This window comes from Pseudomonas sp. IT-P44, assembly GCF_949768225.1.
GTDB lineage: Bacteria > Pseudomonadota > Gammaproteobacteria > Pseudomonadales > Pseudomonadaceae > Aquipseudomonas > Aquipseudomonas migulae.
On sequence record NZ_CATKQM010000057.1, the window covers coordinates 184,556 to 200,472 of the forward strand.

Sequence of the window (15,917 nt, forward strand, 5' to 3'; positions counted from 1 at the left end):
TGTTCGGTCAATAGCTGCTGATACGACCGTGAGGTCGATCAGAGGTTGCGTTTAAATGGCTGTTTTCCTACAGCGGCAGACAAACGCGAAACAAGGCGCCTTCGCCAATCCGGCTCTCGACGGTAATGGTACCGCCATGGGCGGTCACAATCTGTTCTGAAATAAACAACCCCAGGCCCAGCCCGGCGACGGCGTGTTTGGCCGAAACCCGTTCGAACTGCTGAAAAATACGCTTCTGGTTTTCTTCACCAATGCCGATCCCCTGATCGCGTACGTCCACCCGCGCCTGACCGCTCTCACTGTACACCTTCACGGTGATCGGGCTCTTCGCGCCGTATCGCAAGGCGTTGGTCAGCAGGTTGGAAATCACCTGCTCTATGCGAAATTCGTCCCAATTGCCCTCCACCGGATGCTCGGCGTCCAGGGTGACCGAGGATTCGGCGGCATCGATCTGCGGGGCGAAATTTTGTAACAAGTTGCGCACCAGCGCCGACAGATCGAAGCGTGTCGGTCGGATCGACAACTTGCCAGTGCGAATGCGCGACACATCGAGCATGTCTTCGATCAGGCGAATCAGGCTTTTGATCTGCCGCTCGTCGCGGTCGACCATCGCGTGCATCTTTTCCAGGGTGAACGCTGCGGCGTTGTCGCGCGCCAGGTGCATCTTGCGCAGCTGGGTTTCGAGGATCAGGCCGTTGAGCGGCGTACGCACTTCGTGGGCGACGATGGACATGAAGTCATCGCGCATGCGCACCGCCTGCTCCAGTTCCTGCTGGGTGCTCTGCAACTGTTTAAGCAGCGCTTCCTGCTCGCGGCGGCTCTGCTCCAGCGCTTCGACCTGCTGCTTCATGGCCTTGCTCTGGCGGAACAGATCGACGAACACGTTGACCTTGCTCTTGACCGCGTGGATATCCAGCGGCTTGTGCAGGAAGTCCACGGCGCCGCTTTCGTAGCCCTTGAACGCATAGTTCAGCTCACGGCCGGCGGCACTGACGAACACAATCGGGATGTTCTTGGTTTTTTCCGTGCCGCGCATCAACTCGGCCAGTTCGAAGCCATTCATGCCAGGCATCTGCACGTCGAGAATGGCCATGGCGAATTCGTGTTGCAGCAGCAGCGACAAGGCTTCGTCGGCGGACAAGGCTTTGTAGACGATGCGGTCTTCGCGTTTGATCAGCGCTTCGAGCGCCAACAGGTTCTCCGGCAGATCGTCGACAATCAGCAGTTTGGCTTGGATGTTACTTAGCATGCTATTCGTTCCAGCTCGACAAGCAGACGGCCGATGTCGTTGATAGGGAGAACATGGTCTGGCTGGTGAACATCCAGCGCCGCCAGGGGCATGGTCGCGACTTGGGCTTCTTTCGGATCCTGGACGATGGTCAGACCACCACGCTGTTTGACTTCGGCCAGACCGCTGGCGCCATCGCGGTTGGCGCCGGTCAACAGCACGGCGGCCAGGGCGGGACCGTAGGCATCCGCCGCCGACGAGAACAGAAAGTCGATGGCGGGCCGCGAATAATGCACGCGGTCTTCCAGGCTCAGGGAAAAGCTGCGGTCCTGCTCCACCGACAAGTGATAGCCCGGCGTGGCGAAATACAGCGTGCCCGCTTCAATCAGCGTCTTGTCATGGGCCTCGACAACGCGCATGGCGACTCTTCGGGAAAACACGTCGGCGAGATGGCTGCGACGCTCGTCCGGCAGGTGCAGCACCACGATGATCGGCAGCACGAAGCCTTCGCGCAGAGGGCTGAGGATGCTCAGCAACGCCTCCACGCCACCGGCCGAAGCCCCGATCACGATAGCCTCCACAGAAGGCAAATCCGCTGCACTGTTCATGATTTACGGTAGATCCGTTCTTGTTTGACCAACGGCTCGAACTGGTTGCCGAAGGCCGAAAAATCCGGGGTTTCCTTGCTGCCCAGCACCAGAAAACCGCGATGACAAAGGGATTCGTGGAACAACCCGAACGCCCTGTCCTGGAGCTTTTTATTGAAGTAAATCAAAACATTACGGCACGAAATTAATTGAGTTTCTGAAAAGACACTGTCGGTCGCCAGGCTGTGGTCGGCGAAGGTCACGTTCTCACACAAACTCTTGTCGAATATCGCGTAGCCATACGCCGCCGTGTAGTAGTCGGCGAATGAACGCTGGCCACCTGCCTGCTGGTAGTTATGAGTGTAGGCCCGGACATTCTCCATGGAGAAAATCCCCTGCTTGGCCTTGTCCAGGGAGCGCGGATTGATGTCGGTGGCATAGATGATGGTGCGATCGAGCAAACCTTCCTCGCGCAGCAGAATCGCCATCGAGTACACCTCTTCTCCGGTGCTGCAACCGGCGATCCAGATCTTGATCGAGGGGTAGGTCTTGAGCAGCGGCACCACTTCCTGGCGAATGGCGAGGAAGTGCGAAGGGTCGCGGAACATCTCGCTGACCGGGATCGTCAGCAATTGCAGCAACTGCATGAACGCGGTTGGATCGTGCAGCACCTTTTCCTGCAGCGCCGAAATGGTCGCGCACTCGAACTGGCTCAACGCATGCTGGACGCGGCGTTTGATCGACGCGCCGGAATAATCACGAAAGTCGTAGCTGTATTTGAGGTAGATCGCCTCGATCAACAACCGCAATTCGATTTCGCTACTTCGCTCCACTGAATAATTGCGTTCCACTAAATGCGTTCCATCTTCGGTAACCACACGCGAATCAGCGAGAACAGGCGATCCAGGTCGATGGGCTTGGCCAGGTAATCGTTGGAGCCGGCCTGCAGGCAACGCTCCTGATCGTCCTTCATGGCCTTGGCCGTCACCGCAATGATCGGCAGCTTGCGCCAGCGCGGGTCCTGACGGATCAGGCTCGTCGCCTCGAAACCGTCCATCTCCGGCATCATCACGTCCATCAACACCAGATCGATGTCCTCCACTTCATTCAGTCTTTCAATCGCCTCACGACCGTTCCGGCCGATGACCACGATTGCGCCCTTTTGCTCCAGCGCGCTGGTGAGGGCGAAGATGTTGCGCACATCGTCGTCCACCAACAGCACTTTGCGACCCTCGAAGACCTTGTCGCGGCTGCGCGCGGTCTTGAGCATCGTCTGCCGTTCATGGGACAACCGCGATTCGACTTTGTGCAAAAAGAGTGTGACCTCATCCAGCAGACGCTCCGGTGAGCGTGCACCCTTGATGATGATCGAGCGCGAATACTTGCGCAGTTCGGTCTCTTCGTCGCGAGTGAGGTTGCGCCCGGTGTAGACGATCACCGGCGGGAACGAACAGATGTCCTCGGTGGACATGCGCTTGAGCAGATCATTGCCCAACATGTCGGGCAGTTTCAGGTCGATGATCATGCAGTCGAAAACGGTGGTGCGCAGCAGGTCCAGCGCATCCTGCGCGAGGCCGACAGCAGTAATCTCGATGTCATCGTCGCCGATCAACCGGGCAATGCTGTCGCGCTGCAAGTCATCGTCTTCCACCAACAGCACGCGTTTGACCTTCTGGGTCAGCTTGGCTTCGAGGCGGGCAAACACGTCCTTGAGTTCTTCACGGGTGGTCGGCTTGACCGCGTAACCAATGGCGCCCATGTGCATCGCGGCTTCGACCCGGTCTTCGACCGAGATGACGTGCACCGGGATGTGTCGGGTTTCGGCGTGTTCCTTCAGGCGCTGCAACACGGTCAGGCCAGAGTGGTCCGGCAGGCGCATGTCCAGCAGGATGGCGTCGGGAATGTATTCCTTCGCCAGGTCATAACCTTCGTCGGCGCCGTGGGCCACCAGGCACTGATAACCCAGTTCGTGGGCCAGATCGTAGAGGATGTGCGCGAAGTTTGACTCATCTTCCACCACCAGAATGCAGCGAGTGGTGAAAGGTGCCTTGCCTCGATCATCGTCGAAACGCGGGATATCGACTTCGGCGATCAGCGGCACCAGGGCAGGTGCCGGTGCTCTCGGCGTCAGCGCAACCGGTGAGGCCTGCATCGGCTCGAGCGGTGTCTCGCCCGGTTCAACGTATTGCTGCGGCAAGACCAGGGTGAACACACTGCCCTGCCCCGGTTCGCTGGTGACGCTGATGGAACCGCCGAGCAGTGCCGCCAGATCGCGGGAAATCGACAGGCCCAGCCCGGTGCCGCCGTAACGGCGATTGGTGGTGCCATCGGCCTGGCGGAACGCTTCGAAAATGCTTTCCTGCTGCTCTTGTGCGATACCGATCCCGGAATCGCGGACGATAAAGGCAATGCCGTCGCCGGGCTGGCTGGCGACGGTCAGGCTGACCGCGCCTTTCTCGGTGAACTTCACCGCGTTGGACAGCAGATTCTTCACCACCTGCTCCAGACGCTGGCGGTCGGTGAAAATCATCATCGGTGCGCCGGGCTGCACATCGACCTGGAAATCCAGCTGCTTGTCCGTCGCCAGTGGCTGGAACATCCCGCGCAAACCGTCCACCAGACGGGCGACGCTGGTGTTTTCCGGACGCATATCCAGCTTGCCGGCCTCGACCTTGGAGATGTCGAGAATGTCGTTGATCAAGTTCAGCAAATCGTTACCGGCCGAATAGATCGACTCGGCGAATTTGACCTGTTCGGCGCTGAGGTTTTCCTGCGGGTTTTCCGCCAGTAACTTGGCCAGGATCAACGAACTGTTCAGCGGCGTGCGCAATTCGTGGGACATGTTGGCGAGGAATTCGGACTTGTACTTGCTAGAGCGCTGCAACTCTTCTGCGCGCTCTTCGAGCTGGGCCTGGGCCTGATTGAGTTCGGTGTTCTTCAGGTCCATGGCATCGCGTTGCTCGGCCAGAGTCAGGGCCTGTTCGGCAAGCTGTTCGTTGGTCTGCTCCAGCTCGACCTGTTGGGTTTCCAGGTGCGCCTGGGATTCCTTGAGAACCCTCGATTGTTCTTCAAGCTCTTCATTGGCGGTCTTGAGTTCTTCCTGCTGGACTTGCAGTTCTTCGTTGAGTTGCTGGGTTTCGGCCAGCACTTCCTGCAAGCGTTGACGATAGCGCGCGGCCTCGATGGAAGTGCCGATGTTGCCGGCAATCAGTTCGAGCAGTTCGATGTCGCGGTCGTTCAACGGGCGCAGGAAGCCGAGTTCGATGACCCCGTTGACCCGATCGTCATCGCTGGTCGGCACCACCAGCACGCTGTGCGGCAAGCCTTCACCAAGGCCGGAACTGACCTTGAAATAGTTGCTTGGCACATTGTCGAGGCGTATCAGCTTCGCCTGTTGCGCCACTTGCCCGACAATCCCTTCGTCGCTGTAAATCTGTTGTTCAAGGGCTTCCTGCTCACGGGAAAAACCGTAAGAGGCAATGCGCTTGAGGCCGCCATGTTCTTCACGTACATAAATAGCCGCCACCGCCGTGCCGAGGTATTGCGCGCAAAACTGCAGAATGTTGCGCCCCAGCAGATTGAGCGACAGTTGCCCCAGCACTTGCTCGGCCAGCTCGGTCTGGCCATTGCGCAGCCAGGCCTGCTGTTCCAGTCGATGAGCACTGGCCTGCTGCGCGGCCAGGTTGGCGCTGTAGCTTTGCGAAAGGTTGAGCAGATCCCGACGGCCAATGTAGGCGAGCAACCCGCTGATGCCGACAATGAACAGCAGATAAAGGCTGATGCTCCAGATCGTGCTGCGGCGCACTTCTTCGTTACGCGTGGCGCGTAACTGCTGCTCCATGTCGATCACGTCTTCGAATTGCTTGCGGATTTCATCGGTCAGGCGTTTGCCGCGTCCGGCCTTGATGACGCTGCGGTAGTCACCGCCCGCATGCTGCAAGTCGATCATGTTCTGCGCGTAAGCCGCCCATTCATTCTGCAGGGCCTGGAGCCGTTGCAGGCGGTCGGTTTGCACCGGGTTGTCCGCCGTCAGTTCGAGCAAGGTCTTGACCGCTACCGCGACTCTCGGCTTGGCGGTTTCGTAGGGTTCAAGAAATCTCTCGTCGCCACTGAGCAGGAAACCGCGCATGCCGGTCTCCAGATCGACGGTCAGCTTGACCGCTTCATTGGCGTTATTGATCACCCGGTCGGTGTGCTGGACCCACTGGATCACCGACAGCAGATAGGTGATCAGCGAGACAAAGAACACCGCGCTGAGCACACCGACACCCAACGGCAGGCTGACGTTGCGGCTCAGGAGTTTACGAAATCGTTGCTCGTCAACCGAAGACGCAGTGGTCATGGGAGGGCCTTGTCGAACTGTTGGAATGCAGGGAGTCTGCCTCAAATCTGCCGCTTTGATCCAATTTTCTGACGTGATTGTGCGCTAAATCCTACATTCAACTGCCCCAGCGCAAAGGAGCGGTTATCCTTGTCCGCCCTGGTACGGCTATTCTTTTTCCAGTGGGGTCGGGAACTTGTCGGGGTCCGTTACTTACTCATGCTAGAGCCCGGCGTTTTTGATCGGCCGGTCACTGCGAATTCAACTGTTGAGAACCCCCATTATGTCCGCTGAAACATCCATCATCCTGGTCGTTGAAGACGACGACATTGTGCGCATGCTGATCGTCGATGTGCTGGAGGAGCTGGAATTCAAGGTTCTGGAGGCGAACGGATGCGAGCAGGCGCTGGAATTTCTCAATGATGAAGATCAATACATCGATCTGATGATGACCGACGTCGGTTTGCCGGTCATGGATGGCCGCGAACTGGCCACGCAGGCGCGCATGGTTCGCCCGGAACTGCCCGTCCTGTTTGCCAGCGGCTACGCAGAAAATATTGAGGTGCCCGCCGGAATGCATGTGATCGGCAAACCGTTTTCCATTGATCAATTGCGCGACAAGGTCAAAGGCATTCTCGGTAATGCCTAGCCGTCGTTGAGCGGGCTGAGGAATCGTCCTCGGCTGTGGTTTAATTGCGCCCCGCTTTTATTCCCCTGCCCGCTTCAAGGAATCTCCCTGCATGAGTCTGCCCCGCGCCACCAAAGTCCTGGTTATCGGCTACGTCTGGCCCGAGCCACGCTCTTCCGCGGCGGGTGGGTATGTGATGCAACTGCTCGGGACGTTTCTGCAACAAGGCTGGGACGTGACCTTCAGCAGCCCCGCCGGTGCTGGCGAACATCAGGAAGACCTGACGGCGCTGGGCATTCGTGAAGTGCCGATCGAACTGAACAACAGCAGTTTCGATGTGTTTGTCCGCGAACTGGCGCCGGACATCGTGCTGTTCGAGCAATTCATGATGGAAGAACAGTTCGGCTGGCGTGTCGAGAAGCACTGCCCCGATGCCTTGCGCGTGCTCGGAACGCAGGATTTGCAAAGCCTGCGCCATGCCCGGCATCAACGGCTCAAGGACCGGTTGAAGGCCAGCGACGACGACAATGACTTCAGCGGGCTGTTCGCACCGGCCTTGCGTGAAGAGTTCGAACTGATGGCCGACACCGACCTGGCGAAACGGGAAATCGCTGCGCTGTATCGCTGCGACTTGAACCTGATGATTTCCGAAACGGAAATCGAGTTGCTGGTCGAGCAGTTCAAGGTGCCGCGCAGCCTGCTGCACTGGTGCCCGTTGATGGTCGATCCACCGAGCGCGCCGCCGGCGGGTTTTGAGGAGCGCGCGGACTTCCTCAGTATCGGCAACTTCCGTCACGCGCCCAACTGGGATGCGGTGCTCTGGATGAAAACCACCATTTGGCCATTGATTCGCGAGCAATTGCCCACCGCTCGTTTGCTCATCTACGGAGCCTACACGCCACCCAAGGCGACCGCGCTGCACAATGCGGCGCAAGGTTTCCATGTAATGAACTGGGCAGAAGACGCGTTGCAAGTGATGTCGGCCGCTCGCGTGTGCCTGGCGCCGTTGCGTTTCGGTGCGGGCATCAAGGGCAAAATCGTCGATGCGATGATTTGCGGTACGCCGAATGTCACCACGCCGATCGGTGCCGAAGCGATGTATGGCCAAGGCCCCTGGCCGGGCGCCGTGACCCGCACGGCACGCGAGTTTGCCGATAGCGCGGTGCAACTCTATAAAGACCAGGCCCAATGGTTGAACGCCCAGGCTGTTGGCCTGGAACTGCTGGCCGAACGTTATCAGCTGCACACCCACGGCCCGGCGTTGATTGCAAAACTCGAGTATTGCCAACAGCACCTGTCGACACTAAGACGGGACAACTTTACCGGCAGCATGTTGCGCCACCACCAACATAAAAGCACTCAATACATGGCGCAATGGATTGAAGCGAAAAACAGAACTAAAGATGACACTTGATCGTTAGAATCGTCTCCTCTGACGATTAACCTACTGTGCAAGGACGCACAATGAATAACGATCTAACAGCAACTAAGCTTAATTTCATCTACAACAACCAATCATTTACAACCAATAGTTGGATGACCCAACTTCCGGTCATTGATTCACTCTCGCTTGCGGAACTGGTTTTACCTGGCGCGCATAATGCCGGCGTGGACAAAAAGGCCTCGTATGCGGCGCCGGGCATCAGTCACTGGGCCGCTTGCCAGACTCATACGTTCTATTATCAATTGACCCAAGGCGCCCGCGCGCTCGATGTCAGGCTGGAGTATGAAATCGGTCGCAATGGCGTCGGAACCTTCTGGTGCCAGCACAACGGTTTTCGCTCCTCCCGCTCCCTGGAAGACCTGATCACGAGCGTGATCCGGTTTCTGCAGGAAAACCCCGATGAATTCATCGTGCTGGATTTTCATCAGTTGAATGCAGGCAACCAGGCCTTTGACCATCGGGAGTTCAACCGCCTGCTGATGACTCATTTGGGTGACCGGATAATTCCTTACAGGAATGCGGACCTGACACTCGGTCAATTGAAACGGGCCAGTCATGCCCGGCGCGTGCTGGTTGCCGCCGAATATCACCCGAGCTTCGATGCCACCTTGTTTTGCCGGTACATTCCGCACGAATGGAGCGGAATCGGGACGACCAGCATCAGTGATCTCAACGCGCATATCACGCAGGTCATGCGATACCCGCCAACCAGCGACATGCCATGGTCGCTCTCCGCCACCAGTTACCACGCCGTAGGCGGTCCGGTGAACATCGGCGAAGAGCTTGATCAATGGTTTGACCCGGCCGTCAGCGAGTGGATTCTAAGGTGCAGCATTATCAATGCAGACTTTTTTGAAACATCGAATCTGGTCAGCCATTGCCGGATGGCCAATCTGATCAAAGCCAACGCCTGACACTATTAATTTGTGCAGATGTTTCCGTCACTGGCAATGCTGGAACGCACCCCTATGCTTGAAACTACATATATCCACTTCATCCCACGGATGGGCTGAAGCCACTATCAGGAATGACAATGACCCAATCTTTACAAGGTACGTTCGACAAAAAGAAATGGATGAGTAATGTGCTCGACATCGATCGCCTGAAGTTGACTGACTTGATCTGGCCAGGCACTCACAACAGCGGCATGGACAAAAAAGCCCCCAACTATGATGTTGTCATTGGTAACTGGACCACGTGCCAAAACGATTCATTTGCGTGGCAACTGGCCAATGGTGCACGGGCATTTGATATCCGACTTGGTTACACCGAGGGGCGCGATCAATCGATCTTCTACTTTCATCACAATGGCTTTCAGTCTCATCGTGTCCTTGATGAGCTGATCGACGCGACAACCGCGTTCCTTGATCAAAACCCGGACGAGTTCATCGTCTTCGACTTCCACCAAATGGGCGACGGTGCCAAGCGTTTTGACCACAAGAAACTCAATGACCTGCTGGTGAGTCGACTCGGGCACCGAGTCATACCGTCCTACGACGCGTCGAAAACGGTGGGCCAACTCAAACGCATGAGCACCCGCCGCAGGCTGGTGCTGGCAGCGCACGTTGTGGCGGGGCTGGAGGATGATTACTTCTGGCCACGCATCCCGCACAAATGGAGCGGCGAAACCTTCACCGACACGGCGGAACTGGAACGGCACATTGCCAACGGGCTGCAAGACGCACCATTCGAGAGCTTTCTCTGGTCGTTATCGGCCACCAGCTACGGTTTTCTGGGCGGGCCTCAGGACATCAAGAACCAGATCAACGCCTGGTTCAACCCGACCCGGGACTGGGTGACGCGATGCAGCATTGTCAGCACCGACTTTTTCGATGAGTCAGACATCGTGCGTTACTGCTGGAGCGCGTCGAGCATGAAGGCGGTTTATGGCGGCGACCTGCATCCGTAACCGGGCGCATGACGTCGGTCGACATGCCCCAGGCTGGCAATGTCGGCCGGTAAAGAGGCATGATCAGGGCGCAATAACAATAAAAGCGCCCTGATATGACCCGGACTGCCAGAGTCACCGATCCTTCCTACGAACTGATGGACGACCATAACGGGTTGTCGATCATCTATCGCCAGCACGGTTTCCCCTGCCCCTTGGTACGCTGGCATTTTCACAAGGAATACGAACTGCACCTGATCGTCGCCAGCTCCGGCAAGGTGTTCATTGGCGACTACATCGGCAACTTCTATCCGGAAACTCTCTTCCTCACCGGCCCCAACCTGCCCCACAACTGGATCAGCCAGGTCGCCGAGGACGAAGTGGTGCCCAAGCGGGACATGCTGGTCAATTTCACCGACGAGTTGTTCGAGAGCGGCCATCAGGTGTTTGCCGAACTCAAGACACTGGCGCCCTTGCTGGAGCGCGCGCAGTACGGCATCGAATTTCGCTGCAAACACACCATCCGCCAGGCGATGACCTTGATGCAGCGGATCGCCGACACCAAAGGCATGACCCGCCTCGGGCACTTTTTCATTTTGCTGGAGCTGCTCGCAGCCACCGACGACTACCAACTGCTGTCCGGTGCCACAACGCCGCAACTGGCGGATGAACACAATATCGATCGCACCAACCGCGCGGTGGATTACATCTTTGCCCACTACGCCCGTGAACTGCCGCTGGAGGAAGTCGCCGAGCACCTGGGCATGAAGCCGACCTATTTCAGTCGCGTGTTCAAGCAAGCCACCGGGCGCTGCTTCATCGAGTTCGTCAACCGGCTGCGCATCAGCAAATCCTGTGAACTGCTGGCCGACGGCGACAAACCGGTGACCGATGTGTGCTTCGAGTCGGGCTTCAACAATATCTCCAATTTCAATCGGCGTTTTCAGCAGTTGAAAGGCATGACGCCATCGCATTATCGGCGGTTGGCGGTGCAGCGGTTGACTGAGCAGAATCTGGGTTAATCCATTCGGGTCATGCGTTGATTTCCAGATCGCCTTCGCGGGCAAGCCTCGCTCCTACAGGTTCTTGTAGGAGCGAGGCTTGCCCGCGAATGGGCCCTCAAAACCTGTACAAATTCTATCCCCGCACACCGCTGTGATGCCTGTCCCTGCATCCCCCACCCCTGACAGCAGTGCAAAATAGTATCGATTCAAGTGCGATGGATGATTTGTCTCATCCTCAATTGAAGGCTGTAATCAGCGCACATTCTTCCTGCCCCGGAAGACACAAAAACAATAACCGTCCTTCTGTCCCCTCCGGGTGCAGAAAAGGAGTGCACGATGCAACCTTCTGTAAAAGCTCTGCTAGCCCTCACCTGCATGACCCTCAGCAGCGTCAGCCTCGGCGCTCAGACCCTGACCATCGCCACCGTCAACAACAGCGACATGATCCGCATGCAAAAGCTCTCGAAAACCTTCGAAGCCGAGCACCCGGACATCAAGCTCAATTGGGTGGTGCTCGAAGAAAACGTCCTGCGTCAGCGCCTGACCACCGACATCGCCACTCAGGGCGGGCAGTTCGACGTGCTGACCATCGGCATGTACGAAGCTGCACTCTGGGGCGCCAAGGGCTGGCTGGAACCGATGAAGGATTTGCCGGCCACTTATGACCTCGACGACGTGTTCCCTTCGGTACGTGAGGGCCTGTCAGTCAAGGGTTCGCTGTATGCCTTGCCGTTCTACGCCGAAAGCTCCATCACCTATTACCGCACCGACCTGTTCAAGGACGCCGGGCTGACCATGCCGGAACATCCGACCTGGGAACAGATCGGCGAATTCGCCAGCAAACTCACCAACAAGGATAAAGAGCAGTACGGCATCTGCCTGCGCGGCAAGGCCGGCTGGGGCGAGAACATGGCGCTGATCACCACCGTCGCCAATGCTTATGGCGCGCGCTGGTTCGATGAGAAGTGGCAACCGGAATTCACCGGCCCCGAGTGGAAAAACGCCCTGAATTTCTACGTCGACACCATGAAGAAGTCAGGCCCACCGGGCGCGTCGAGCAACGGCTTCAACGAAAACCTGGCGCTGTTCAACAGCGGCAAATGCGCGATCTGGGTCGATGCCAGCGTCGCCGGCTCGTTCGTCACCGACAAAACCCAGAGCAAGGTCAGCGAGCACGTGGGCTTCACCTACGCGCCGCACCAGACCACTGACAAAGGCTCGGCCTGGCTCTATTCATGGGCGCTGGCGATTCCAACCAGCTCCAAAGCCAAGGACGCGGCGAAGACCTTCAGTGCCTGGGCAACCTCCAAGGAATACGGCGCACTGGTCGCGGAAAAGGACGGCATTGCCAACGTACCGCCAGGCACGCGGGCCTCGACTTACAGCGAGGCGTACATGAGCGCCGCGCCATTTGCCAAGGTCACGCTCGAGTCGCTGAAAACGGCGGACCCAAGCAAGCCGACGCTCAAGCCTGTGCCTTACATCGGCATTCAGCTGGTGACCATCCCCGAGTTCCAGGGCATTGGCACTCAGGTAGGCAAGTCGTTTTCGGCGGCACTGATCGGTCAGACCACGGTCGACCAGGCCCTGACCGCCGCCCAGCAAACCACAGAGCGTGAGATGAAGCGCGCGGGTTACCCCAAGTAACCCCGCAAAGCCCCCTGTAGGAGCGAGGCTTGCCCGCGAAAGCGTCGGTACATCCGACAAATATCTTTCGCCAGAACCATCGCTTTCGCGGGCAAGCCTCGCTCCTACAGGGGATCTTCATTGCTTGTTCTTAAGGTTTTAACGCCATGAATATTTCAACTGCCAAAGCTCACATGGACATTCCCCAGCCGGTGCGTAAAAGCCGGTTGGCCAACCCCGGCTGGTTTCTGGTCAGCCCCTCGGTGGCCTTGTTGCTGCTGTGGATGATCGTGCCGCTGGGCATGACTGTTTACTTCTCGATGATCCGCTACAACCTGCTCAACCCGGGCGAGAACGAGTTCGTGGGGCTTGAGAACTTCACCTACTTCCTGACGGACTCCGGGTTCATGCCCGGCGCCACCAACACCTTGTTGCTGGTGGGCAGCGTATTGCTGATCAGTGTGGTGCTCGGGGTGTTGATCAGTGCGTTGCTGGAGGCCAGTGATTTTCTCGGTCGCGGCGTCGTGCGGGTGATGTTGATCTCGCCGTTTTTCATCATGCCCACCGTCGGTGCGCTGATCTGGAAGAACCTGATTTTCCACCCGGTGTCGGGGATTCTCGCCTACGTCTGGAAACTGTTCGGCGCGCAACCGGTGGACTGGCTGGCGCACTACCCGCTGCTGTCGATCATCATCATTGTGTCCTGGCAATGGCTGCCCTTCGCGATCCTGATCCTGATGACCGCCATGCAGTCCCTCGATCAGGAACAGAAAGAAGCCGCGCGCCTCGACGGTGCCGGGCCGATTGCGATCTTCTGGCACCTGACCCTGCCGCACCTGGCGCGACCGATTGCCGTCGTGGTGATGATCGAAACCATCTTCCTGCTCTCGGTGTTCGCCGAAATCTTCACCACCACCAACGGCGGCCCCGGCTACGCCTCGACCAACCTCGCCTACCTGATCTACAACCAGGCGCTGGTGCAGTTCGACGTCGGCATGGCGTCCGCCGGCGGTTTGATTGCGGTGGTGATCGCCAACATCGCGGCCATTGTGCTGGTGCGCATGATCGGCAAAAACCTGACAGACAAAGCCTGAGGCCCGCGCCATGACCCTTCAACAATCCCGTCGTCTGCAAAGTGTGCTGCTCGGCACGCTGGCCTGGGCCATCGCGATCCTGATCTTCTTCCCGATTTTCTGGATGGTGCTGACCAGTTTCAAAACCGAAATCGATGCGTTCGCCACGCCGCCGCAATTCATCTTCACACCGACGCTGGAGAACTACCTGCACATCAACGAGCGCAGCGATTACTTCAGTTTTGCCTGGAACTCGGTGGTGATTTCCTTCAGCGCCACGGCGCTGTGCCTGCTGATCGCGGTGCCGGCGGCCTACTCGATGGCGTTCTACGAAACCCAGCGCACCAAAGGCACGCTGCTGTGGATGCTCTCGACCAAGATGCTGCCACCAGTGGGCGTGCTGATGCCGATCTACCTGTTGGCCAAGAGCTTTGGCCTGCTCGACACGCGCATCGCACTGATCGTGATCTACACGCTGATCAACCTGCCCATCGTGGTCTGGATGATTTACACCTACTTCAAGGACATCCCCAAAGACATCCTCGAAGCCGCACGTCTGGACGGTGCCACGCTGTGGCAGGAAATGGTTCGCGTGTTGTTGCCAATCGCCAAGGGCGGCCTGGCTTCCACAGTGCTGCTGTCGCTGATCCTGTGCTGGAACGAAGCCTTCTGGTCGCTGAACCTGACCTCGTCGAAAGCCGCGCCACTGACCGCGCTGATCGCTTCGTACTCAAGCCCCGAGGGGTTGTTCTGGGCCAAGTTGTCGGCGGTGTCGACCCTGGCGTGCGCGCCGATCCTGATCTTCGGCTGGATCAGCCAGAAACAACTGGTCCGCGGCCTGTCGTTTGGCGCGGTGAAATAATCCGGTAACCGATCCCTGTAGGAGCACGGCTTGCCGGCGAAGGCGTCCGTGAGATCGCTTTCGCCGGCAAGTCGGATCGCCGCATCGCTGGCTCCTACAAAAAAAGCCCGATCACGGTTCAACTGAATAAAAACAAGCGGAGGCCCATCACCATGGCCAACCTGAAAATCAAGAATCTGCAAAAAGGCTTCGAAGGCTTTTCCATCATCAAAGGCATCGACCTGGAAGTGAACGACAAGGAATTCGTGGTCTTCGTCGGCCCGTCCGGCTGCGGCAAGTCCACCCTGCTGCGCCTGATCGCAGGCCTGGAAGAAGTCAGCGGCGGCAGCATCGAACTCGACGGCCGCGACATCACCGAAGTCAGCCCGGCCAAGCGTGACCTGGCGATGGTGTTCCAGACCTACGCCCTGTACCCGCACATGAGCGTGCGCAAAAACATGTCGTTTGCCCTCGATCTGGCCGGCGTACCGAAAGCCGAAGTAGAGAAGAAAGTCGGCGAGGCGGCGCGCATCCTTGAGCTCGGGCCGATGCTGGAGCGCAAGCCGAAGCAACTGTCGGGCGGTCAGCGTCAACGCGTGGCCATCGGCCGCGCCATCGTGCGCAACCCGAAAATTTTCCTGTTCGACGAACCGCTGTCCAACCTCGACGCGGCGCTGCGCGTACAGATGCGCCTGGAACTGTTGCGCCTGCACAAAGAACTGCAAGCCACGATGATCTACGTGACCCACGACCAGGTGGAAGCCATGACCATGGCCGACAAAGTCGTCGTGCTCAATGGTGGCAAGATCGAGCAGGTCGGCTCGCCGCTGGACCTGTATCACCAGCCCGCCAACCTGTTTGTCGCAGGCTTTCTCGGCACACCAAAGATGGGCTTCCTCAAAGGCAAAGTCACCCGTGTCGACAGCCAAAGCTGCGAAGTGGCGCTCGATGCCGGCACCCGCATCACGCTGCCGCTGAGCGGCGCCAGCCTGAGCGTCGGTGGTGCGGTGACGCTGGGCATTCGCCCGGAACATCTGGAACTGGCACGAACCGGCGACTGCACTTTGCAGGTCACCGCCGACGTCAGCGAACGACTGGGCAGCGACACCTTCTGCCACGTCCGGACCGCCTCCGGTGAAGCGCTGACCATGCGGGTTCGTGGCGATCTGGCCAGCCGTTATGGCGAGGCGCTGAGCCTGCACCTGGACGCCGAACACTGCCATTTATTCGATGCCGACGGCGTGGCGCTGACCCGCCCGTTGCGCGCAGCGGCCTGA

The 15,917-nt window shown here is 58.3% G+C and carries 13 protein-coding genes; 9 read left to right on the plus strand and 4 right to left on the minus strand.

Annotated features, from left to right (window positions below; all coding sequences use genetic code 11):
• Positions 1–67: 67 nt before the first annotated feature.
• Genes ACM6IO_RS24630 through ACM6IO_RS24645 form a run of 4 tightly spaced genes read right to left on the minus strand, consistent with a single transcriptional unit; the run spans position 68 to position 6,157 of the window.
• Positions 68–1,249, minus strand: coding sequence for a hybrid sensor histidine kinase/response regulator (locus ACM6IO_RS24630; protein ID WP_192227134.1), 1,182 nt, complete (start codon positions 1,247–1,249; stop codon positions 68–70).
• Positions 1,243–1,836: a chemotaxis protein CheB gene (locus ACM6IO_RS24635; protein ID WP_192227133.1), complete on the minus strand. Its 594-nt coding sequence runs from the start codon at positions 1,834–1,836 to the stop codon at positions 1,243–1,245. The genes ACM6IO_RS24630 and ACM6IO_RS24635 overlap by 7 nt, the downstream gene beginning before the upstream one ends.
• Positions 1,833–2,666 carry a CheR family methyltransferase gene (locus tag ACM6IO_RS24640; RefSeq protein ID WP_008044275.1) on the minus strand — a complete coding sequence of 278 codons (834 nt, stop codon included), beginning with the start codon at positions 2,664–2,666 and terminating at the stop codon, positions 1,833–1,835. The genes ACM6IO_RS24635 and ACM6IO_RS24640 overlap by 4 nt, the downstream gene beginning before the upstream one ends.
• Positions 2,666–6,157: a response regulator gene (locus ACM6IO_RS24645; protein WP_414912411.1), complete on the minus strand. Its 3,492-nt coding sequence runs from the start codon at positions 6,155–6,157 to the stop codon at positions 2,666–2,668. Before ACM6IO_RS24645 ends, ACM6IO_RS24640 begins: the two co-directional genes overlap by 1 nt.
• Positions 6,158–6,419: 262 nt before the next feature.
• On the opposite strand from ACM6IO_RS24645, the gene ACM6IO_RS24650 reads away from it, so the two are divergent.
• From ACM6IO_RS24650 to ACM6IO_RS24690, 9 genes are all read left to right on the plus strand, one after another.
• On the plus strand, positions 6,420–6,785 hold the full coding sequence (locus ACM6IO_RS24650; protein WP_414912412.1) for a response regulator: 366 nt from the start codon (positions 6,420–6,422) through the stop codon (positions 6,783–6,785).
• A gap of 91 nt (positions 6,786–6,876) precedes the next feature.
• Entirely contained in the window at positions 6,877–8,178 is a 1,302-nt protein-coding gene (locus ACM6IO_RS24655; RefSeq protein WP_414912413.1) for a glycosyltransferase, read from the plus strand.
• Between the two features lie 50 nt (positions 8,179–8,228).
• Positions 8,229–9,122 carry a phospholipase gene (locus tag ACM6IO_RS24660; RefSeq protein ID WP_414912414.1) on the plus strand — a complete coding sequence of 298 codons (894 nt, stop codon included), beginning with the start codon at positions 8,229–8,231 and terminating at the stop codon, positions 9,120–9,122.
• Positions 9,123–9,241: 119 nt separating this feature from the next.
• Entirely contained in the window at positions 9,242–10,117 is an 876-nt protein-coding gene (locus ACM6IO_RS24665) for a phospholipase (RefSeq protein WP_414912415.1), read from the plus strand.
• Positions 10,118–10,212: 95 nt separating this feature from the next.
• A complete protein-coding gene (locus ACM6IO_RS24670; RefSeq protein ID WP_008026553.1) occupies positions 10,213–11,118 on the plus strand; it encodes an AraC family transcriptional regulator in 906 nt (301 codons plus the stop codon).
• Positions 11,119–11,436: 318 nt separating this feature from the next.
• A complete protein-coding gene (locus ACM6IO_RS24675; RefSeq protein ID WP_008044262.1) occupies positions 11,437–12,747 on the plus strand; it encodes an ABC transporter substrate-binding protein in 1,311 nt (436 codons plus the stop codon).
• A gap of 146 nt (positions 12,748–12,893) precedes the next feature.
• Complete coding sequence (locus ACM6IO_RS24680) at positions 12,894–13,820, plus strand: carbohydrate ABC transporter permease (protein ID WP_032828623.1); 927 nt, start codon at positions 12,894–12,896, stop codon at positions 13,818–13,820.
• Positions 13,821–13,830: 10 nt separating this feature from the next.
• Positions 13,831–14,661 carry a carbohydrate ABC transporter permease gene (locus ACM6IO_RS24685; RefSeq protein ID WP_008026557.1) on the plus strand — a complete coding sequence of 277 codons (831 nt, stop codon included), beginning with the start codon at positions 13,831–13,833 and terminating at the stop codon, positions 14,659–14,661.
• Positions 14,662–14,813: 152 nt separating this feature from the next.
• Entirely contained in the window at positions 14,814–15,917 is a 1,104-nt protein-coding gene (locus ACM6IO_RS24690; RefSeq protein ID WP_414912416.1) for an ABC transporter ATP-binding protein, read from the plus strand.